The following is a 21,758-nucleotide window of genomic DNA, read 5'->3' as shown; positions in this document are numbered from 1 at the left end:
ATAGGGTTACTCACCGGTAGGCTACCGCTATGGCTGACAGGTACGCGAACTTCGCCAACTCCGGTCTCGGCCGGACCGTGGTCAAGCGCCTCGGGCTGCCTGATCCGCCGCGCCTGCGTCGCTTCAAGGCCGGCGATCCCCTGGTCAGCGGGCCGGTCCTGCTGGGTGCGGCGCCGGGCGGGCGGCTGGCCGAGCCGGTCCGCAAGCTGCTGGAGGCCGCGGGCGCCGAGATCAAGGACCAGACCGGCGAGGGCGTACGGGTGAGCGCGCTCGTCTTCGACGCGACCGGCATCGGGGACTCGGACGGGCTCCGCGCTCTCTTCGACTTCTTCCACCCGTACGCCCGCGCCCTGGAAGCCTCGGGCCGGGTGATCGTCCTCGGATCGCCTCCGGAGACCACCGCCTCGCCGTCGGAGGCGATCGCGCAGCGGAGCCTGGAGGGTCTGACCCGCAGCATCGGCAAGGAGTTCGGGCGTGGGGTGACCGCGCAGCTGGTCTACGTGGCCCCCGGCGGCGAGGCGGCGGCCGAATCGACGCTGCGGTTCCTGCTGAGCGGCCGTTCGGCGTACGTGTCCGGCCAGGTGATCCGGGTCGGCGCCGGTGCGGCACCGACGCCGTCCGACTGGGACCGCCCGCTCGACGGCAGGCTCGCCCTGGTCACCGGGGCGGCGCGGGGCATCGGCGCGGCCATCGCCCGGGTCCTGGCCCGCGACGGCGCCGAGGTGATCGCGCTGGACGTGCCGGCCGCCGGGGACGCGCTGGCCGGTGTCGCCAACGAGACGCGCGGCCGGGCGCTGCAGCTCGACCTGACCGCCGCCGACGCGCCCGAGCGGCTGGCCGGGTACCTCGCGGCAGGGCCGCACGGCGGTGTCGACATCCTGGTCCACAACGCCGGGATCACCCGGGACAAGACGATCGCGCGGATGGACTCCTCCCGCTGGGACCAGGTCATCGGGGTCAACCTGACCGCGCCCGAGCGGGTCAACGGGCTGCTGCTGGAACGCGACCTGATCCCGTCCGGCGGGCGGATCGTCGGCGTCGCGTCGATCGCCGGGATAGCCGGCAACCGCGGCCAGACCAACTACGCGACCAGCAAGGCCGGGGTGATCGGGCTGGTCCAGGCGTACGCGCCGGTGCTGGCCGAGCGCGGCGTCACGATCAACGCGGTGGCGCCGGGCTTCATCGAGACGGCGATGACGGCGAAGATGCCGATCGGTCTGCGCGAGGCCGGTCGCCGGCTCAACAGCATGTCGCAGGGCGGTCTGCCGGTCGACGTGGCCGAGACCATCGCGTGGCTGGCGTCACCCGGCTCGGCGACGGTCACCGGCAACGTGGTCCGGGTCTGCGGCCAGAGCCTGCTGGGAGCCTGACGTGGTGGCGGTCGTCGAACTGGGCGCGGAACCGGGGGTGGGCGCCGCCTACGCGCGGGCCGTGCTGGGCCTGTTGCCGGGGGCACGGAAGGCCGGCGGGGCCCTGCCCGATGTCGAGGTGGTGCGGCGCGGGGTGGTCGTGGACCGGTCGCACCTGGCCGCGTACGACCGGGTGTGCGGGTTCCGGCTGTCCGACACGCTGCCGGGAACCTATCCGCACGTGCTCGCGTTCCCGCTGGCGATGCGGTTGATGACGAGCCCGGACTTCCCGTTGCCGCTGATCGGGCTGGTGCACGTGGCCAACCGGATCGCGGTGCGCCGCCCGCTCTCCGCGGACACCCCCTTGGACCTGGCCGTCCGGGTCGCGGACCTGCGGGATCATCCTCGGGGCCGGCAGTTCGACGTGATCGCCACGGCCTCGGTGGACGGTGCCGAGGTGTGGAGCGGCGTCTCGACGTACCTGCGGATCACGTCCGCGCGCTCCGATCGTCCCGCGGAGCCTGGCGCGGGCGGCGGTGCCGATGGTGGTGCCGCCGATGGCGGTGCGGTCTGGCGGGTGCCGGCCCGGGTCGGCGGCGACTACGCGGCGGTGTCGGGTGATCGCAACCCGATCCACACGTCCCGGCTGGGTGCGCGGCTGTTCGGTTTCCCGGGCCCGATCGCGCACGGCATGTGGACGAAGGCGCGGGCGCTGGCCTCGCTGGAGGGGCGGCTGCCGGAGGCGTACACCGTGGAGGTGGCCTTCAAGCAGCCGATCCCGCTGCCGTCGCGGGTGCGTTTCGAGACACTGCCGGCCGACGGCGGCTGGCGGCTGACCGTGGCGTCGAAACGCCCGCATCTGACCGGCACGGTCGTGCGGGCCGCCTGAACGGCCCGCACGCTCAGGCGGTCAGCACCACATGACCTTCGCGATCCCGTCGTCGTTCTCGTCGGAGTCCTTCGTGGTCAGGTACGGGTCGTAGATCCAGCCGTACTTCCGGGTTCCCTCGATCCGTAGGTACCACCAGGTGTTCCCGGCGCTGTTGACCGTCTTGCGGTGCAGGTAGACCATGTCGCCGTGGGCCTGCACGACGGCACCGTTCTTGGCGCAGGAGGCACCCGGACCGACCTTCAGCGGACGGTCCGCGTCCGTGGCCGCCCGGCCCTCATGTTGTTGCCGACACCGCGCGAACAGTCCGCGGCCGGGGCCGGGCTCGCGCCGACGCCGGCCACACCGCCCGCCGCGATGGCGAGCGTGACCAGCACCGACGATCATGCGGTACTCGGACCGGGTATCCAGCTCAGATCATGAACGGCCGCTGCCGTACTGGTTACCGGGAATGATCAACGCGGGCAGGCGCACACGTCCGGCAGAGGCGCGACCCTGATGGGATCACGACACCCGCCCATTGATGGTTGTCAGGGTGATGGGCGCGCTCGTAAAGTTACCGGCGAGTTAACCTGCCGTCGGAGGGGCTGTCCGTGGAGTTCTGGCTCGATCTCAACGACGAACAAACCGAGTTGCGCGACTGGGTGCACGGGTTCGCCGAGTCCGTGGTGCGGCCGGCCGCGGCCGAGTGGGACGAGCGGGAGGAGACTCCATGGCCGATCCTGCAGGAAGCCGCGAAGATCGGGCTGTACGGCTTCGAGTTCCTGGCCAACACCTGGTCGGACCAGAGCGGGCTCAGTCTGCCGATCACCAACGAGGAACTGTTCTGGGGTGACGGCGGGATCGGGATGGCGATCTCCGGCACCTCGCTCGCGGTGGCCGCGATCTACGGGTCGGGCACACCGGACCAGATGGTCGAGTGGATCCCGCAGTGCTTCGGCGATGCCGCCGACCCGAAGGTGGCCGCGTTCTGCAGCACCGAGCCGGAGGCCGGGTCGGACGTGGCGTCGATGCGGACCCGCGCGGTCTATCACGAGGCGACCGACGAGTGGGTGCTCAGCGGTCAGAAGGCCTACGCCACGAACGGCGGGATCGCCGAGATCCACGTGGTCACGGCCAGCGTCGACCCGTCGCTCGGGTCGCGCGGGCAGGCCGCCTTCGTGGTGCCGCCCGGCACGAAGGGACTGGCCGGCACGCGGAAGCTGAAGAAGCTGGGGCTGCGGGCCTCGCACACCGCCGACGTGTTCCTCGACGACGTGCGGGTGCCGGGTAGCTGCCTGCTCGGCGGCAAGGAGGCTCTGGACAAGCGGCTCGCGCGGGCCCGAGAAGGGCAGCGGCGCTCGGGGCAGGCCGCGATGCGCACGTTCGAGCTGTCCCGGCCGGCGGTCGGGGCGCAGGCGCTGGGGATCGCACGGGCCGCGTACGAGTACGCGCTGGAGTACGCGAAGAACCGGGTGCAGTTCGGCCGCCCGATCATCGAGAACCAGGCGATCGCGTTCGCGCTGGCCGACATGCGTACCGAGATCGACGCCGCCCGGCTGCTCGTGTGGCGGGCCGCCTGGATGGGGCGCAACGACAAGCCGTTCGCCGCGGGTGAGGGCTCGATGTCCAAGCTGAAGGCCGGTGAGGTGGCGGTCGCGGTCACCGAGAAGGCGGTGCAGATCCTCGGCGGGGCCGGTTACCTGCGCGAGCATCCCGTCGAGCGGATGTACCGGGACGCCAAGATCTACACGATCTTCGAGGGCACCTCCGAGATTCAGCGGCTGGTGATCGCCCGGGCCGTCTCCGGCGTGCAGATCCGCTGATGGACGCGCTGTTCATCGCGGCGACGATGGCACGGCGCGGGTTGCTCACCCCGGCACGGCCCGATCGGGTGGTACGCCAGTTCGCGTCCCTGGGGCGGTGGGGCTTCGGGCTGGCCGGCGAGTTGCGGCAGGCGGCCGCCCGGAGCCCGCAGCGGGTGGCGGTCGTCGACGACGAGCGGCAGGTCACCTACGCGGAACTGCTGGACCGGTCGGCCCGGCTGGCGGCCGCGCTGCCCGTCACCGCCGGCCAGCGGGTCGGGCTGCTCTGCCGGAACTCGGCGCGCATGCTCGAAGCGCTGATCGGGGTGTCGACCCTGGGCGCCGACCCGGTACTGATCAACACCGGCCTGTCGGCGCACCAGCTGGCCGAGATCGCCAAGGCCCAGGACCTCACAGCGCTCATCCACGACGACGAGTTCACCGACCGCCTGGGTGACGTGCCCAACCGGATCGGCGAGAAGCAGATCGACGAGCTGATCGCGGCCACACCGCGGGGGCTCGGCACACCGCCCGAACGACCCGGCCGCACCATCGTGCTGACCTCCGGGACGACCGGGATGCCGAAGGGCGCGAGACGGCCGACGCCCGGCGGGTTCAGTCCGCTCTGCTCGGTGATCGACCGGATCCCGCTCCACGCCGGCGACCGGATCATGATCGCGGCGCCGCTCTTCCACACCTGGGGCTACGCGGGGATGCAGATCGCCCTCGCGTTGCGCGCCACCATCGTGTTGCGCCGCCGCTTCGACCCCGCAGAGGTGCTGACCACGCTCGCGGCTCAGCAAGTCACGGCACTCGTAGCCGTACCCGTCATGTTGCAGAATCTGATGGACCTGCCGACCGGACATGCCGGACTGAAGGCAGTCGCGGTGAGTGGCTCCGCCCTGCCGGGTGGCCTCGCCACCCGGTTCATGGACCGCTACGGCGACGTGCTCTACAACCTGTACGGCTCGACCGAGGCCTCCTGGGTCTCCATCGCCACCCCGGCCGACCTGCGGGAGGCTCCGACCACGGCGGGCCGTCCGCCGCACGGCACCCGGATCAGGATCGTCGACGGGCAGATCCACGTGAGCAACGGGATGCTCTTCGAGGGATACACCGGTCAGGAGGCGGGCAGCCGGACCGAGGTCGGCACCGGCGATCTGGGCCATCTCGACGACAAGGGCCGCCTCTACGTCGACGGCCGCGCCGACGACATGATCGTGTCCGGCGGGGAGAACGTGTTCCCGGCCGAGGTGGAGGATCTGCTGGCAGCGCTGCCGCAGATCCGCGAGGTCGCGGTGATCGGCGTGCCGGACGACGACTGGGGTCAGCGCCTGGCCGCCTACGTGGTGCTGCGCCCCGGCGAGACGCTCGGCGCCGACGAGATCCGCGAGCACGTGCGCGCCCACCGGGCCCGGTTCAGCGTGCCCCGCGAGGTGGTGTTCCTCGACGGACTGCCGCGCAACGCCACCGGGAAGGTCCTCAACCGCGAGCTCCCCCGCAACTTCTGAACACGAGTTTTCCTCCCCTTGCGTCAACGCGCGGACTTGTGTGGACCACTCGCTCCACGGTGATCAGGCTGGGAACATGCTGCTGCTACCGGCCGACGCGTTCCACGCGATGTTCCGGTCCTTCGAGCGGACCGCATTCCATCTCGAGGTACGCGACTTCTACCGGACACCCGAGGAGGCCGTGCCGTTCCAGCGGTTCCTGGACGGCGAACCCGACGACTCCGCCTGGCAGCGGCCGTGGCTCGACACGGTCCGCGAGGTGACCGAGACCGGCCGCAGCGTGCGGCGGCTGCGGGTGGTCCCGGTGCCGCACGCCGACTACACCCGGTGGCTGCTGAACATCTCCGGGTTCAACGTGGAGGCCGGTGAGGAGATCCGGTGGCTCCCCCGGCCCGCGGCGGACGGCCTGCCGGTCGGTGACGACGACTTCTGGCTCTTCGACGATCGGCGGGTGGTGTTCACCCTGTTCGAGCCGGACGGCACCAACGCCTGCGGCGCGGCCACCGAGGACCCGGCGATCGTGCGGCACTGCGTACGGACCCGGACCGCCCTGTGGGCGGCCGGGGTGCCCCACGACGACTACGTCAAAGGTTGACCTCGATCCGCATCCCGGCATCGGCGTCCTCGCGACGCGGCAGGGACGCCGGGTCGGGCAGGTCGAGCAGGTCGTCCTCGGGCGCGGCGATCAGCCCGTTGCGGTGCGCGATGAGCCTGCCCGCCGACACGAGGTCGTCGAGCATCGCCGCCAGCCGGGCGGCTCCGGTGCGGCTGCCGCTCCACCCGAAGAGCCGGCCCGCCGCCGCGAGCAGGTCCTCGCCCTCGACCAGGCCGGCGTCCAGCACCAGGTATTCCAGGGCGAGCTGCAGCTCGGCGTCGGCGACCTGGTCCGGTTTGCGGGTCACCCCGTCGGCCGGGACGCGGACCGCCGGGATCGGTGAGTCCGGGGCGGTCACGAACGATCCGTCGAATCCGGCGCGGGAATCCCTGACAGCGGTCTCGATCGCGGCCTTGATCTGCTGGGTGAGCCGGCTGATGTTCCACCCCTCACGGATCCGGCGGGTCAGGACGGTCACGTGCACCGGGCCCTCGACCTCGGCGATGCGTTCGGCGGTACGGATCAGCAGGCGCCGGGCCGTGTCGTCGTCGAGGCGGGTGGCCGCCGGCAGCGGCTCCACGGCGGCGCGTTCGTAGGGCAGGGCCCACTCCGGACGCTGCGCCGGGCGGGCGGTCAGTGTCTCCTCCGGCAGGTCGGCGAAGACGTCCGGCGTGGCCAGGGCGTTCTCGACGGCGACCCGCAGCCGGGCCTCCTCGGCCTCCCGGTCGCTGTACCAGGCGACGCTCCACACCCGGTGCAGCCGCCAGCCGAGTCCTTCGAGGACCTGGTCGCGGAGCCGGTCGCGGTCGCGGGCCGCCGGCAGGGAGCCGTCGCACCGCACGCCGAGCACGTAGGAGTCGTCGAGACGCACACCGCAGCCGATCGACAGCGCGTCCACCCGGTGCCCCCAGCCGGCCAGGGTGTCGCGGACCGACTCCTCCAGCGGGGTGAGCGCCGGCTCGGCGACCGGGCCGCCGCGCTCGGCGTAGTCGAGGTACGCGGCGAGGCGGCGCTCGCCCTCGCCCGCGGGTTCCCGGTCACCGGCGCCGATCGCGGAGACCACCTCGACGAGCTGCCGGGCCCGGGTGATCGCCACGTCGAGGCGGCGCGCCCCGGTGGGCCCGCCGGCCGCGTCCAGGCCGGCGCCGGTGGACAGGATGATCACGTCCCGTTCGTCGCCCTGCGCGACGTCGGCGCCCTCGACCACGAAGTCGCCCAGGAAGCTCTCCAGATCGGGGCGGCCGGCCAGGGCGGCCTCGACCGCGTCGGCGATCTCGTCGGCGTGCGCCGCGGTCAGCGTGACGACGCCCAGCGACAGCGACGGGCGGGTGGTGAGGTGGTGCAGCACCCGTTCGGCGACCAGTGTGGCCTCGTTCTCGGGGCCGGTCTGGTGCAGCCGTACGCCCAGGTCCGCTCCCGGATCGTGCGCGGCCGGGAACGTGACCAGCCGGTCCTGGTAGAACGCCTGGTTGGCGAAGGCGATCAGGCTCTCGTGCCGGCTGCGGTAGTGGCTGGTCAGGCCGAGCCGGGTGAAGGCTCCGCAGTCGTTGGCGACCACCAGCACCGACGGCTGGTCGCCGGCCGGGGGCAGTTGCGCGTCGTCACCGACGATCACCAGGGACGTGCCACGGTAGGCGCAGGCCACGGCGGCGGCCGGGGTCATCCGGGACGCCTCGTCGATCACCACGACGTCGAAGGCGGCCTGCTCGGGCAGCAGGCGGCTGACCGCTGACGGTGGCATGACCAGGCACGGCTTGAGGGCGGCCACGGTGTCCCAGGCGGCGGCGAGCTGGTCGCGGACCGGCGGGTGACCGTCCGGCTGCCGGCCCGTGGCGCGGATCAGGGCGGGACCGCCGTCACCGGTGACGGCCGGGCGGCGGTCGTTGAGCGCCTCGATGACGGCGGCGGCCGCGTCCTGCGCCAGTTCGGCGTCGAGGCGGCGGAACTCGTCGGTCAGCTCGTCACGGGCCGCCGAGGCGAGTGGCTGCAGGCGCTCGTCCTCGGCCAGGATCTGGTCGATCCAGGCCCGGTAGGCGGCCCGCTCGATCACGTCGCCGAGCCGCCGAACGTCCACGGCATGATCGGCGCAGTAGTCGACCACGGTGTCCAGGCCGTACTCGGCCAGCACTCCGCGGGCGGCCAGATAGTCGAACCACTCGTGCTGGCCGGACTCGTCCTCGAGCAGGTCGCGCAGCAGGTCACGAGCCGTCTCGTAGCGGTCGAGGGCGGTGCCGAGCCGGACCTGGCGGGCAGGGCCGAACGCGTCGATGATCCGCTGCCGGGCGGTGTGCCAGGCGTCGATCAGGCCGGTCAGGTCGGGGGTGGGCCGACCGGCGGTCATCGCCTGGGCCTGCTCGTTGTTGAGGGCGGCGTCGGTGCCGGTGCGCAGGGTACGGGCGTGCGCCGTCCACTCCAGCGCGTTCTCCAGAGCCCGCAGGTCGGTCTGCTTGCCCCGGTACACCGGGCCGAGCGTGGTCTCGTACCCGTGACCGGCCGCGGTGAACGCCTGCTCGGCCTCGATCACGTCCCGGCGTACCTCGATGACCCCGATCGCCTCCGCGACGTTGAGGTCGCGGCCGACCGCGTCGCCGAGCTGCCGCAGCACCCCGGCGGTGTCACGCAGAGGCGCGACCTGCGCGCGCATCCAGGCGATCGCGTGCTGCACCGGCCCGTGACCGAGCTCCGGCCGGGCCGCGGCCTCGGGTTCCGGGCGCAGGGTGGCCCGCCAGTGCCGGAACACGTCGCGGGCCTCGGTGACCGCCCGGTGCAGCTCGTCGCCGGCCACGTGCGGGGCGCAGACGTACTCGACGACCCGGCCGAGCGCCTCCGGCGGGGTCACCCGCAACACCTCGGCGACGGTCTGCAGGGCGCGGCCGATCGCCGGGAAGTCGGTGTCGAGCCGCTTCCAGAACCGGCCCAGCATCCCGGCGTGCAGCCGTTCCGCGGCGACCAGGCCCTCGTGCGCACGCCGCCAGGCGACGGCCAGCCCCAGTTCGGCGACCGCCTCGTCGACGCCGATGCCCGGCTGGGTCAGCGCGGCCACGGCCTCCTTGTCGCGCCGGTGCGGCGCCAGCAGCTTGCGGGCGCCGCGGTGCACGTTGGCGAACCGGTCGGCCAAGTCCTCGACCGGCTCGGTGAGGATCGCGTCGGTGAAGATCTCGTGGGCGGCCGCGCGGGCCGCCTGCACCGCCTCGACGTGCAGCCGCAGCGTGCCGGCGGCGGCGTGCACCGCGGACTGGGCGCCGGGCGCGAACCACGACGGGTCCGGCTTGTCGGTCCGGGCGCCGAGTTCGGTCACCAGGTGGACGAGCTCGACGTCGGAGAAGGTGATCACGTCGGGCAGGCCGAGCCGGGTGGTGGCCCGGTCGAGGTTGCGCTGCTGGTGCTCCAGCTCGTCGGAGTCCGCGGTGAACCGGCCGGCCAGCGCCTTCGCGTCGGCCGCGGTGAGCGGCTCCAGGTGCACGGCCGGCGGTTCGAGCCGGGGCGGCTGCGGCACCGTGTCCAGCTCCATCGGGGCGGCCAGGACCTCCCAGGCGACGCCGGCGCGGTGACGGACCGCGTCGGCTGCCCGGCGGCTCACCTCCATCCGCTGGGCGAGTTCCTCGGCGGCCAGCCGGATCGGGCGCAGGGTGTTCGCGGTCAGCCACGAGTCGGCGACGCCGGCCGGGCGCTGCGCGGCATGCTCGGCGATCTCGGCGAGCGTCGCCGCGTCGGTCGGCAGGCGTAGGTGGAAGGCGTTGGTGACCGGCGCGTTCACGCCCGCGGCGGTGGCCAGACCCTCCAGCGCGAGCAGGGCCTCCTGCAGGGCCTCGGCGAGCGGTTCACGCTCGGCCACCTCGCGCCACCGGAATCCGCTGCGTTCCAGTGCCGGGCGCCACGCCTCGGTGAGTCGTCCGGCGGCGGCACGGATCCGGTCCAGGGCGGCGTCGGTCAGGGCGGCGGCATGCAGGCCCGGCGCCGGAGCCTCCGGCACCCCGGACAGCCGGGCGAAACGTCCGATCACATCGTGAAGGCTGCGGGTCAGCGGTTCCCGCGGTTCATGCACGGCGCGGGCGTACGCGTTGAGCTGCTCGCGCCGCTCGCGGAGCAGGTCACGGGCGGCCGGGTCCATGCCCGGCGCGGGCAGCGGCGTGGCCTCCAGGGCCGCGGCCAGCGTGGCGGCCACCTGCTTGCGGGAGGCGCGGGCGCCGTGCAGATCGAGCAGGTAGTTGCCGAGCCCCGCGGCGGCCAGCCGGTGCTGGACGGTGTCCAGGGCGGACGCCTTCTCGGAGACGAACAGGACCCGTTTGCCGGCGTGGGTGAGCGCGCCGATCATGTTGGCGATGGTCTGCGACTTGCCGGTGCCGGGCGGGCCGTCGACCACGAAGCTCTGGCCCTCGCAGGCGGCCGCGACGCAGGCCCGCTGGGCGGCGTCGGCGTCCAGGACCAGCGGCACGTCGTCGGGTGGGGCCAGGACGTCGATCTCGTCCGGGGTGAGCGGCTCGAACGCGAACGCTCCGGGGGCGCCGTCCGTCTCGGCCAGCGCGCGGACCACCGGGTGGGCGAGGATGCGGTCCTCGTTGTCGAGCAGGTCGCGGCGGATCGCCTCGGCCGCCGGGTCGAGCCGGGCCAGCACGGCGATCGCGGCGGTACGCCATCCGGACTGCCTGCTGACGGCCGCGCCGATCGCGGCGGTGAGCGCCTCGACGTCGAAGTCGGCCAGTCCGGCGCCGTCCAGCAGGTCGTCCACCTCGGGCAGGGTGACGCCGAGCGGGATCAGGCGGGCGGCCAGCGCCGGGTTGACCATCGGATCGCCGGCGCCGGCCCGCAGCCGCGGTACCTCGCCGGGGCCGAGGGTGACCAGCTCCGCGGGGATCAGCAGCAGCGGGCTGGCGTGCGCGGTGCCGGCCGGGTCCTGCCAGTGCAGCAGGCCGAGCGCCAGGTAGAGCACGTCGACGCCCCGGTCGGCCTGCTCCAGCTGGGTGTGCCGGCGCAGGCGGCGCAGCAGCGGTTCGAGCACGCCGTCGGGCAGGTCGGTGCGCAGGGCGCCGGTGCTCTTCTTGGCGCCGGCGCCGATCAGCGGGCAGTCGCGGCCCTGGCGCAGCGCGTCCACGACCCCGGCCGGGTCGGGGGCGACGATCTCGACGAGGTCGGCGCCGCCGCGTGGCAGGTCGATGAGACGGTTGGCGCCGCCGGGGTCGACGATCCCGTCGCGCCAGGACGCGAGCGCGGCCCGGACGTCGTCGCCCGGGCCGGTGAATCCTTCAGCATCATCCGGCCGCATGTGCCCATTCCAGCAAGGCGACCGTTGCTCCGTTGCCGATTTGCCCGCTTAGCCCAGAATCCAGCCCGCCGGCGAGCGCCAGCCGCACCTCATCGGCGGCGTTCGGCGACCAGGACGGCGTCGTGGATGGTGATGGCGTGACCCTCCGGGTCGGTACCCGGGCGGGGACGGGCCTCGGCCGTCACGATCTTCCAGCCGTCCGGCGGCAGCAGGTCCGCGATCTCCTCGGCGGTGAACAGCATGTCCGGGAAGTGCATCCGGCCGACGAACGTGGCCAGGTCCGACGGGTGGTGACCGACCACCAGCAGGGTGCCGCCGGGCGCGACGGCCGCCGCCAGCCGGGTGTACAGCTCCCGGCGCGGCTCCGGCGGAAGGTGCATGAACTGGGCGCTGACCAGGTCGTACCCCTCCCCCGCAGGGTCTTTCTGAAGGTCGGCGTGCCGGAACGTGATCTTCTCGGCGACACCCGCCTCGGCCGCGTGCCCGGCGGCGCGGCCCAGGGCCACCGACGAGATGTCGGCCGCCGTGACCTCCCAGCCGCGCTGGGCGAGCCAGACCGCGTCCGCGCCCTCACCGCAGCCGACGTCCAGGGCCCGGCCGGTGGTGGTCCCGCTCACCTCGGCGACCAGCACCGGATTGGGGCGGCCGCTCCAGATCGCGTCCTTTCCGCGGTAGCGCTCCTCCCAGGCGTCCTCGGTGAACATCGTGGCGATCCGGTCCCGGTACGCGGTGACCGCGTGCCGGGTGTCCTCGGCGATCAGGTCCATGTTGATCGCCGCGGCCGCGGTCTGCCCGCCGGCCATGGCCACCGCCACCGTCGCGCCCAGGTTCGTCACGTTCCCGGCCACCCACACGCCCGGCACCGTGGTGGCGCCGGTCTCGTCCGACGACACCCGCCGGCCCAGCAGGTGCCCGTGCATCTCGAACGCGGCCGACTCCAGCCCCAGCGACTCCAGTACCCCGGCGCGTGCGGTGAACCGGGGACCGGCCACGACCGCGTCCACCGCCACCACGTCACCGCCGGCCAGGCGTACGCCGGTCAGCCTGTCCCCGGAGATCTGCAGTCCCTCGATCGCGCCGGGCACCACCGGGATGCCGCGCGCCGCGAGCTCCTCGCTCTGCTCGGTGCCGAAAGCGGCCCCGCCGTTGAGCAGGATCAGCACGTGCGGGGAGATCTGGCGCCACATCTGCGCCTGGATCACGCTCAGCGGCCCGTTCGCGATCACGCCGATCCGATGGTCGCGCAGCTCCCAGCCGTGACAGTACGGGCAGTGCGCCACATCGCGTCCCCAGCGCTCGGCCAGTCCCGGGATCTCCGGCAGCTCGTCGACCAGACCGGTCGTGATCAGCAACCGGCGGCCGCGGACCGTGCCGCCGTCCGCCAGCGTCACCCGGAAGCCGTCGCCGTCGCGGGCCGCCGACTCGGCCCGGCCGGTGAGCACCTCGGCGCCGTACCCGATGATCTCGGCCCGGCCGGCGGCCAGCAGCTCGCCCGGCGGGGTGCCGTCGCGTCCCAGGAGGTTGTGCATGTGCGCGGCCGGCGCGTTACGCGGCTCACCGCTGTCCACCACCAGCACCGACCGCCGTGACCGCGCCAGCGCCAGCGCGCCGCTCAGGCCGGCCGCCCCGCCGCCGATCACCACGACGTCGTACGTCTGCTTCTCCATCGGCGTTGTCCTCTCTCGCCCGTCCTCTTGCGCCCCACCGTGCCCCCGCTCCCGCCCACTGGCAACTATCGTTGCCGTTATGGCAAAAGCGCTCGCCGCCGTCGGTCCCCGGCTACGCGAACTACGGCAGCAACGGGACATCACACTCACCCGTCTGGCCGAGACCACCGGAATCTCGGTGAGCACCCTGTCCCGCCTCGAATCCGGCACCCGGCGGCCCACCCTGGAGCTGCTGCTGCCCCTGGCCGAGGCCTACCAGGTCACCCTCGACGAACTCGTGGACGCGCCGGAGACCGGCGACCCACGGGTCCGGGCAAGGCCGATCCAGCGCGACGGGCACACGTTCATCCCGCTCAGCCGCCGTCCGGGCGGGCCTCAGGCCTTCAAGCAGATCCTGCCGCCCGGGCCGCCCTCGTGCGGGCAGGAACAGAAGACCCACGAGGGGTACGAGTGGCTGTACGTGCTCTCCGGCCGTGTCCGGCTGCGTCTCGGCGACCACGACCTGCTGCTCGAGCCGGGCGAGGCCGCCGAGTTCGACACCCGCCTGCCGCACTCGCTGGCCAATGACGGCCCGGAACCCGCCGAACTGATCAACATCTTCGGGCCGCAGGGCGAACGTCTGCACGTCCGGGCCCGCTCGACCCACTAGTTCCGGCGGGACGGTCGAGCGCCGGCCGCGACCGCGTCCACGGCCCGCTCGACACCCGTGGCGCCACCGCCCGGATCGCGGCGCCGGCGTCAGCGCGTGATCAGGTTGCGCAGCGGGGCTCCGGTCACGAAGGCGGCCAGGTTCTCGCTGAGCAGGGCCGACGCGCCCAACGGGCGGCCACCCGCCGCGTGGGGGGTGATGATGACGTTCGGCTCGTCCCAGAGGCCCGAGGTCGGCGGCAGCGGCTCGGTGTCGAAGACGTCCAGGGCCGCCCCGGCCAGGCGGCCCGAACGGAGTGCGGTGAGCAGTGCCTCCTCGTCGAGAGTCGCGCCCCGGCCCACGTTGACGACCCAGGCGTGGGCGGGCAGACGTTCCAGGATCGCGGCGTTCAGCACACCGGCGGTCGACGGGGTGGCCGGCAGGATGTTGATCAGCACGTCCGTGGACGGCAGCAGGTCCGGCAGGTCGGCGGCGGTCACCACCGGGAAGCCGTGCCGTTCGCCCGCGCGGCGCGCGACCCCGGTCACGTCGGCGCCGAGAGCGGCCAGCAGCGGTGCGAGGGTCGCGGCGATCCCACCGAACCCCCAGATCAAGACCTTTGCCTCACGGAGCGTACGGAAGGACTTCGCGGACCGGAGCGGCTGCAGTCCGCCCAGCTCCTCCGCCCATCGGTGGCCGACCTGTGCACGGACCAGCAGATTCAGCCGGCGGGCGGCGGCCAGCACCAGGGCCAGGGTGTGCTCGGCCACGGTCTTGTCGTGCAGTCCCAGCCCCGCGGTGACCACCACGTCCGGCGCGAATCCGGCCTGCAGCACGGCGTCCGGGCCGGCGGCCAGCGTCTGCACCCAGCGCACCGATGTGAGCCGCTGAGCGGCGTCGGTCAGGTTCTCCTGCGCGTTTCCCCAGGCAACCAGCACCTCGGCGTCGAGATGCTCGTCGGGCAGCGGCCGCCGCGCGTCGTAGACGGCCGTCTCCACACCGGCGGGCAGTACCGGGTCGAGTTCGATGGTGCCGGGCAGCAGAACCTTCATGGGGGACAGCTTGCCAGGCGCAGCGGAGAGCGTCAGCCGCGCTTCTCGTACAGGGCCACGGTCGCTCGCTTCGGGTGCCAGAAACCGATCTGCCGATATCCGCCGTCGAGCAGCGGGCGCAACTCGGGACGGGCGGTGACCGGGTCGTCGCGGCGGTCGCCGACGACCAGCCAGATCCGCGGGGCGCCGGTCAGATGCGGGAGCGCGTCCGGGTATTCGTCGGCGATCAGCCAGCCCGATTCGGCGGACGGTACCCGGACCAGCGGGTCGGCCGGGGCCGCCGGTTGTCCGGCCAGGTAGTGGTCGGTTCCGGCGCGGATGGCGCGGTTCTTCGCGGGGTAGACGATCACGTCGCCGGGGCGTACATCGGCTCCGATGATCTTCGCGATGGTCCGGTAGTCGGGGCCGTTCTTGGCGGTCGCCGTGCGGACCGCGTGCTGGCCGGGCACGGCCATGAAGGCGAGCACCAGCAGCACGGCCACGACCCGGGCGATCGTGTGGCGGGGGCGTTCGGTGCGGGTGGCCGTCAGGGCGACCGCGGCCAGGATCGCCAGCGGAGCCAGGACCACGAGCATGTAGCGGGCCACCCACATCGGTGTGGCCAGCGCCGACACCGCGGCCAGGACGGCGGGCGGGACGATCGCCAGAACTGCCAGCGGGACCAGCCGGGGCAAGGGACACCACACCGCCAGCACGGCCAGGCCGATCAGCAGCCACACCAGTTCACGGGAGCCGACGATCTCGCCGGGCATGGCCCGGATCCCGCTCATCGTGATCGGGTCGACCCAGTGCAGCTGCGTGCCCTGCTGGGTGGCGCCCAGGTAGGCGATCGGCAGCACCGGGACGATCGCGGCCGTGGCGGCGACCGCCCACGAGCGGACGCGGTGGCGGCCCTCCATCACGATCAGGGCCACGTGGGCGGCCAGCGTGGTGAGGGCTATCAGATGGGCAAGGCCCAGGAACGTGACGCTCAGGCCGTACCAGATCCAGATCTTCGTCCTGCCCTGCCGGACCGCCTCGACCAGCAGGAGAAAAGCCAGAATCGCGAAAAAGCAGGCGAAGGCGTACGGGCGAGCCTCGGCCGCGTATCGCGAGGTGTTGGGGATCAGGCACAGGATCAGGCCGGCGGTGAGACCGGTGAGCGGCGTGAACAGGCGGCGCCCGAGTTCGGCGGTGGTCGCCACGGCCGCGGCCATGGCGATGATCGACGGCAGGCGCAGCGCCAGTTCGGACGTGCCGGTCAGTGCCGACCAGCCGTGCAGCATCACGTAGTAGGGGCCGAAGACGGCGTCGAGGTGCGGCAGCAGGTCGAGGATCTGCGACACCGAGCGGGACGACACCTCGGCGGACGTCGCCTCGTCCCAGCTGAGGGTGGGACGGTCGGCGCGGAACAGGCCGGCGGCGAGCATGATCAGCCCCGGCAGCAGGCTGACCAGCCAGCCCGGTGGACGCGGGCGGGTACGTACGACGGGCGCCGGTGGCGGGCTTGCCACCACGACGGCCTCCCGTCTCACCCTGGTCTGCGTCTCGCCCATCCCGTCACCCCCGGCCGATGCCCCGTTCCCGGTCGGTCAGTGACACGGCCGACGGGGGTGGTGCGGATCATTTCGGCCGCACCCGGGTTCCCTCAGTCGACCGGGTGAACCTCCGGAAGCCCGGAAATCATGAGGGCATTGGCACGTTCACGCGAGGCCCGGCGGAGGATCCGCCACCAGACGAACGCCAGTCCCGCGGCCCAGACGGCGAGCACGGCCGAACCCAGGGGGCCGAAATCGAGAGCCAGCGCCGACAGGGTCGCGCCCTGCACGGTGAGCGCTCCGAGCACGAGCACGCCGGGTGCCCGGCCGCGTTGCACGACGGCGGCCAGCACCAACATGATGATCATGACAGCGAACCCGCCCACGTAGGCCGTCTGCTTGACCGCCCAGCTGGACGAGTTCAAGGCGACGCCGAGCGCCACGGCAAGCACGAGCGAGCTCACCAGGACGGGGAGCGGGTGGCGACCGGTCACGGCCGCCACAGTAGATCCCTCTGTCAGCAGGTGTCCAGATCGGGTACGGCCGCGGTCCGGCAACACCGCGGCCGTACCCGACGAGCGCGGTCAGCTGCCGATCGGGCCGCCGTCCTTGCGCCAGGTCACGACGACGCCGGGCTTGGCGAAGTCGCCGTCCGGCCAGACCGAGGCCGGCTTGTCGACGGACGCGCCGGTGATCTCGCCGGGGTGCTGGACCGCGACGAAGACCGACCTGTCGTCGGAGGTGATGAACGGGCCGCAGGTCTCGGCGCCTTTGGGAACGGTGAGGAACTGACGCAGGTGGCCGCGCTCCTTGCCCTCGATCGGGGTGGCGAAGAGCCCGTCATTGCTGCCCAGCGCGTTGCCGTCGGTCGAGATCCACAGGTTGCCGGCACTGTCGAAAGCGACGTTGTCGGGGCAGGAGATCGGGGAGACCGCGTTCTTGTCGTACCCGCCGAAGTAGGTGTCGGCGGCCTTCGGGTCGCCGCAGACGATCGGCAGCTGCCACGAGAAGGTCAGGCCGGTGTGGTCGCCCCGGTCCTCGGTGATCTCGAAGATGTGGCCGTGCTTGTTGGCGTTGCGCGGGTTGGCCTCGTCGGAGGCCGGGTTCGTGCCGACACCGCGGTTGGTGTTGTTGGTCATCGCCGCGTAGATCTTGCCGGTACGCAGGCTCGGCTGGACGTCCTCGGGACGGTCCATCTTGGTGGCGCCGACCGCGTCACCGGCGAGCCGGGTGAAGGTGAGCACCTCTTCCGCGGTCATGCCGGGAACGAACGACCGGTTGCCGGAAACCAGCTTGATCCACTGGCCCTTGCCGTCGAACTTCCCGTCGGTGGGCAGCTTGCCGGTGCCGTCGATCTCGGTGACCGGGCTGTCCCCGGTGACCTTGGCGACGTACAGCGTGCCGGACTCGAGCAGCGTCAGGTTGTGCTTGCGGGCCCACGGCGCGTCGCTGTCGATGAACTTGGAGTCCGACACGAACTTGTACAGGTAGTCGAAGCGCTCGTCGTCGCCCATGTACGCGACGACCTTGCCGTTCTTCGCGACGATGACGTTGGCGCCCTCGTGCTTGAAGCGGCCCATCGCGGTGTGCTTGCGCGGGCGGCCGTGCGGGTCGAACGGGTCGACCTCGACGATCCAGCCGAAGCGGTTGGCCTCGTTGGGGTGCAGGGCCAGGTCGAAGCGCTCCTGCGCGCGCTCCCACTTGCGGTTGCCGCTCGGGTAACGGGCCGTGGTGGAGATGCCGTAACGGGCCAGCTTCGGCTTGGCGTCCGCCGGGGCCGCGTCGCCACCGACGAAGTACTGGTTGAAGTTCTCCTCGCCGGACAGAACGGTGCCCCACGGGGTGACGCCGCCGGCGCAGTTGTTCAGCGTGCCGATGACGATCTTGCCGGACGGGTCGGCGGCGGTCTTCACGAGCGCCGAACCCGCCACCGGGCCGGTCAGCTTGAACTCGGTCGCCAGCGCGGTGATCCGGCGGTTGAAACGCCGGTCGCGTCCCTTGTACACCTCCCACTTGCCGCTGCGGCCGGAGCGCGTGATCTGCACGACGGAGAGGCCGTGCGCCGCCATGGCGATCTTCAGCTGCTCGACGCTGAGGTTGTCGAGGCTGGTGAAGCCACGGAACATCAGGTCCTCGTTGGTGTACTCGTGGTTGACCACGAGCAGCGCGCACTCCTTGTCACCCGGGATCGGGATGACGCCGACGAAGTCGTTGTTGTAGCCGAACTGCTTCGCCTGGGCGGCCGCGGTCTGGTTGTCCACGTCGAACTTCGGCGCGCCGGGCACGACCGCGTCGCCCCAGCGGATGACCACGTGCGACTCGTAACCGGCCGGGATGGTGACCTGGTCCAGGGTGTTCGGCGCGACGGTCTCGAAGGTGAGCCTGCCGGCCTTGTGGTGGTGCCGGCCGTGCGCCAGCGCCTCGCCGATCGGGGCGGCGGCACCGACCGGAGCTGCCGCGGCGGGCGAGGCGGCCGCGAGCGCGGAACCACCGAAGCCGAGAACCATCGCGCCGACGGCACCGGCACGGACGACGCCACGACGGCTCATCTCGGCGTTGACCACATCGCCCAGGTACGGGTTGTCCGACTCGTTCGGCACGGGGTGGTCACACGCGTTGCCACATCGGTACAGACAGGTCATCGCGTCGCGGCTACCACCGCTGTGTCCCAGCAGCGGCAGCAGTCGACGGCTGAAGTCTGGCATATCGGTTCGTTCTCCTCGGTCCTCCGCCATCATTCGACGACGGGCTGAGCGGACGCTAAAAGCCCAGGTGGACACCGAGCACCCCGGCACGGTGTCGCCGAGGTGAACGAGACGTGAACCTCCCTCTATACCAGCTCCCGAGGGTTCCCGCAGGTTAACGCTAACAAGTTAATTCTCCTGGCATTTCAGCGCTGCAAACATCGACTCGGAACTCTTGACAGGGATGTCGATGTTTGCGTACACATTGCTGAACCCGTCCACCGGAAACACTTCTGAAACCGTTGCGATCCGCACCGGAGGACCCCTCATGCGCAGAATCCCCTACCGCCTCGCGGGCGTGGCCGCAGTTCTGGTCTCGCTCCCGCTCGCGGTCGCCCCGCCGGTCGTCGCACATGCCGTCGAACCGGACTACACCATCACCGTGAACCCGGACGCGACCGGCGCGGCCATCCCCAAGTCCATGTACGGCGTCTTCTTCGAGGACATCAACTACGCGGCCGACGGCGGCCTGTACGCCGAACTCGTCCGTAACCGCTCGTTCGAATTCAACACCACCGATGCGTCCGGATACAACGGGCTGACGGCGTGGACGGTCACCGGCTCAGCCGTGGTGACCAACGACGACCAGCGGATCAACGACCGCAACCGCAACTACCTGAGCGTCACCGGCGCGACCGGCCTGACCAACGCCGGCTACAACACCGGCCTCGCGGTGAAGAAGTCTGACAAGTACGATTTTTCGGTCTGGGCACGGGCGGGCGCCGCGACTTCGCTGGAAGTCACCCTCCTGACCGCGACCGGGACCGCGCTCTCCGCGCCGCTCACCCTCGCCGTCTCCGGTGACACCTGGAAGAAGTACACCGGCACCCTGCGGGCCACCGCCACCAGCGACGTCGCCCGGCTGTCGGTCAAGACCTCCGGCAGCGCGAAGCTGGACGAGGTCTCGCTGTTCCCGCGCGACACCTACAAGGGACGCGCCAACGGCCTGCGCAAGGACCTGGCCGAGAAGGTCGAGCAGCTGGATCCCGGCTTCGTCCGCTTCCCGGGTGGCTGCCTGGTCAACACCGGCAGCATGTACTCCTACGACGCCGCGAACAACTACCCGCGCGCCCGTTCGTACCAGTGGAAGGACACCGTCGGCCCGGTCGAGACGCGCGCCACGAACAAGAACTTCTGGGGTTACAACCAGACCTACGGCCTCGGCTACTACGAGTACTTCCAGTTCTCCGAGGACATCGGCGCCATGCCGCTGCCCGTGGTCCCCGCCCTGGTGACCGGTTGTGGTCAGAACCGGGCCACCGTGGACGAGGCGCTGCTGCAGCGCCACATCCAGGACGCGCTCGACCTGATCGAGTACGCCAACGGCCCGGCCACCAGCACGTGGGGCAAGGTTCGCGCGGACGCCGGTCACCCGAAGCCGTTCGGTCTCACCACGATCGCGGTCGGCAACGAGGAGAACCTGCCCAACGAGTACTGGGCGAACTTCCTCAGGTTCGAGTCGGCGATCAAGGCGAAGTACCCGGACATCGTCGTGGTCAGCAACTCCGGCCCGGACGACCAGGGCAGCACGTTCGAGAACCTGTGGGCCAAGAACCGCGAGCACGGCTCGGACATGGTCGACGAGCACTACTACAACAGCCCGGCGTGGTTCCTGCAGAACAACAGGCGCTATGACGCGTACGACCGCAATGGCCCGAAGGTCTTCCTCGGTGAATACGCGTCGCTGGACAACAAGCTGTACAACTCCCTCGCGGAGGCCGCCTACATGACCGGCCTGGAGCGCAACGCCGACGTGGTGAAGATGGCCTCCTACGCGCCGCTGCTCGCCAACATCGACAACGTGCAGTGGAAGCCGGACATGATCTGGTTCGACAACGACGAGTCGTGGGGCTCCACCAGCTACCAGGTGCAGAAGCTGTTCATGAACAACGTCGGTGACAAGGTCCTGCCGTCGGTCGCGACCGGCGCGGTGGCCCAGCCGAAGCCGATCACCGGCGCGATCGGGCTCTCCACCTGGCGTACCGCGGCGGTCTACGACGACGTCAAGGTCACCAGGCCGGACGGCACCGTGCTGTACGCCGACGACTTCGGCGACGGTGACGCCGCCGGCTGGACGTCGGTGACCGGCCGCGGCAACTGGGCGGTGACCAACGGCGCCTACACCCAGACGACCACGGACACCGAGGACACCATGGTCAAGGCCGCCACGATCAACGAGACCGATTACGACTACACGCTGAAGGCCACCAAGACGGCCGGCGCCGAGGGCTTCCTGGTCGCGTTCGGCATCAAGGAGACCGGCCAGTTCTACTGGTGGAACCTGGGTGGCTGGAACAACACGCAGGGCGCCGTCGAGAAGGGGATCACGTCCGCCAAGGAGCAGATCCTCACCAAGCCGAACACCGTCACGACCGGGCAGACCTACGACCTCAAGATTCAGGTACGGGGTACGAAGGTCACCCTGATCCTGGACGGCGTCGAGTGGGGCTCCTTCGACGACAACGGCGTCACCGAGCCGTTCGCCCAGGTCGTCACGGAGGACACCAAGCGCGGCGAGATCATCGTCAAGGTCGTCAACGCGCAGGACACCCCGGCGCTCACGAAGATCGACCTGGGTGGGCGCAAGGTGGCCCGGACAGCGAAGCAGACCGTGATCACCGGTGACCCGGCCGAGCAGAACACCCGGTCGGCCGAGCCGATCCTGCCGGTCACGTCCACCGTGCACGGCATCTCGTCCACGTTCACGCGCGAGTTCCCCGCGAACTCGGTCACCTTCCTGCGCATCCGGACCCGATGAG

General features: G+C 71.6%; 14 protein-coding genes. 7 read left to right on the top strand and 7 right to left on the bottom strand.

The features are described 5' to 3' along the window. Window positions 1–29: 29 nt before the first annotated feature. Both CLV67_RS41545 and CLV67_RS41540 read left to right on the top strand, forming a co-directional pair. Window positions 30–1,370 (top strand): 3-oxoacyl-ACP reductase, encoded by a 1,341-nt coding sequence (locus CLV67_RS41545; protein WP_106328779.1) that lies wholly within the window; start codon window positions 30–32, stop codon window positions 1,368–1,370. Window position 1,371: 1 nt separating this feature from the next. Then, entirely contained in the window at window positions 1,372–2,238 is an 867-nt protein-coding gene (locus CLV67_RS41540) for a MaoC/PaaZ C-terminal domain-containing protein (protein WP_106328777.1), read from the top strand. Between the two features lie 21 nt (window positions 2,239–2,259). Here CLV67_RS41540 and CLV67_RS41535 read toward each other — a convergent pair whose 3' ends face one another. Then, entirely contained in the window at window positions 2,260–2,439 is a 180-nt protein-coding gene (locus CLV67_RS41535; protein ID WP_106328775.1) for a hypothetical protein, read from the bottom strand. Between the two features lie 392 nt (window positions 2,440–2,831). Here CLV67_RS41535 and CLV67_RS41530 point away from each other — a divergent pair, with 392 nt between their 5' ends. The 3 genes from CLV67_RS41530 (at window position 2,832) to CLV67_RS41520 (ending at window position 6,128) form a co-directional block, all read left to right on the top strand. After that, on the top strand, window positions 2,832–4,043 hold the full coding sequence (locus CLV67_RS41530; RefSeq protein WP_106328773.1) for an acyl-CoA dehydrogenase family protein: 1,212 nt from the start codon (window positions 2,832–2,834) through the stop codon (window positions 4,041–4,043). Then, window positions 4,043–5,533: an AMP-binding protein gene (locus tag CLV67_RS41525; RefSeq protein ID WP_106328771.1), complete on the top strand. Its 1,491-nt coding sequence runs from the start codon at window positions 4,043–4,045 to the stop codon at window positions 5,531–5,533. The genes CLV67_RS41530 and CLV67_RS41525 overlap by 1 nt, the downstream gene beginning before the upstream one ends. Before the next feature lie 76 nt (window positions 5,534–5,609). Continuing rightward, the gene (locus CLV67_RS41520) at window positions 5,610–6,128 is read left to right on the top strand and encodes a DUF6879 family protein (RefSeq protein WP_106328769.1); all 519 of its coding nucleotides are present in this window, start codon (window positions 5,610–5,612) and stop codon (window positions 6,126–6,128) included. Here CLV67_RS41520 and CLV67_RS41515 read toward each other — a convergent pair. Next, window positions 6,118–11,391, bottom strand: a complete 5,274-nt coding sequence (locus CLV67_RS41515; protein ID WP_106328767.1) for a DUF3320 domain-containing protein — start codon at window positions 11,389–11,391, stop codon at window positions 6,118–6,120. The genes CLV67_RS41520 and CLV67_RS41515 overlap by 11 nt on opposite strands. Before the next feature lie 89 nt (window positions 11,392–11,480). Then, a complete protein-coding gene (locus CLV67_RS41510) occupies window positions 11,481–13,058 on the bottom strand; it encodes a bifunctional NAD(P)/FAD-dependent oxidoreductase/class I SAM-dependent methyltransferase (protein WP_106328765.1) in 1,578 nt (525 codons plus the stop codon). A 79-nt stretch (window positions 13,059–13,137) separates the two neighbouring features. Here CLV67_RS41510 and CLV67_RS41505 point away from each other — a divergent pair, with 79 nt between their 5' ends. Further along, window positions 13,138–13,707: a helix-turn-helix domain-containing protein gene (locus tag CLV67_RS41505; protein ID WP_106328763.1), complete on the top strand. Its 570-nt coding sequence runs from the start codon at window positions 13,138–13,140 to the stop codon at window positions 13,705–13,707. Between the two features lie 89 nt (window positions 13,708–13,796). On the opposite strand, the gene CLV67_RS41500 is transcribed toward CLV67_RS41505, so the two are convergent. The 4 genes from CLV67_RS41500 to CLV67_RS41485 form a co-directional block, all read right to left on the bottom strand. Continuing rightward, window positions 13,797–14,738 (bottom strand): phosphoglycerate dehydrogenase, encoded by a 942-nt coding sequence (locus tag CLV67_RS41500; RefSeq protein WP_106328761.1) that lies wholly within the window; start codon window positions 14,736–14,738, stop codon window positions 13,797–13,799. A gap of 32 nt (window positions 14,739–14,770) precedes the next feature. Beyond that, complete coding sequence (locus CLV67_RS41495) at window positions 14,771–16,273, bottom strand: glycosyltransferase family 39 protein (RefSeq protein WP_106328759.1); 1,503 nt, start codon at window positions 16,271–16,273, stop codon at window positions 14,771–14,773. Between the two features lie 92 nt (window positions 16,274–16,365). Next, complete coding sequence (locus CLV67_RS41490) at window positions 16,366–16,749, bottom strand: hypothetical protein (RefSeq protein ID WP_146169507.1); 384 nt, start codon at window positions 16,747–16,749, stop codon at window positions 16,366–16,368. 90 nt (window positions 16,750–16,839) lie between these two features. Further along, on the bottom strand, window positions 16,840–18,960 hold the full coding sequence (locus CLV67_RS41485; RefSeq protein ID WP_106328755.1) for a PhoX family protein: 2,121 nt from the start codon (window positions 18,958–18,960) through the stop codon (window positions 16,840–16,842). Window positions 18,961–19,267: 307 nt separating this feature from the next. Here CLV67_RS41485 and CLV67_RS41480 point away from each other — a divergent pair, with 307 nt between their 5' ends. After that, complete coding sequence (locus tag CLV67_RS41480; RefSeq protein WP_106328753.1) at window positions 19,268–21,757, top strand: alpha-L-arabinofuranosidase C-terminal domain-containing protein; 2,490 nt, start codon at window positions 19,268–19,270, stop codon at window positions 21,755–21,757. Window position 21,758 lies beyond the last annotated feature (1 nt).

This window comes from Actinoplanes italicus (genome assembly GCF_003001815.1).
GTDB classification, from domain to species: domain Bacteria; phylum Actinomycetota; class Actinomycetes; order Mycobacteriales; family Micromonosporaceae; genus Actinoplanes; species Actinoplanes italicus.
Note: the sequence above shows the minus strand (reverse complement) of the source record. Positions and strands in the feature narration are given on the sequence as shown.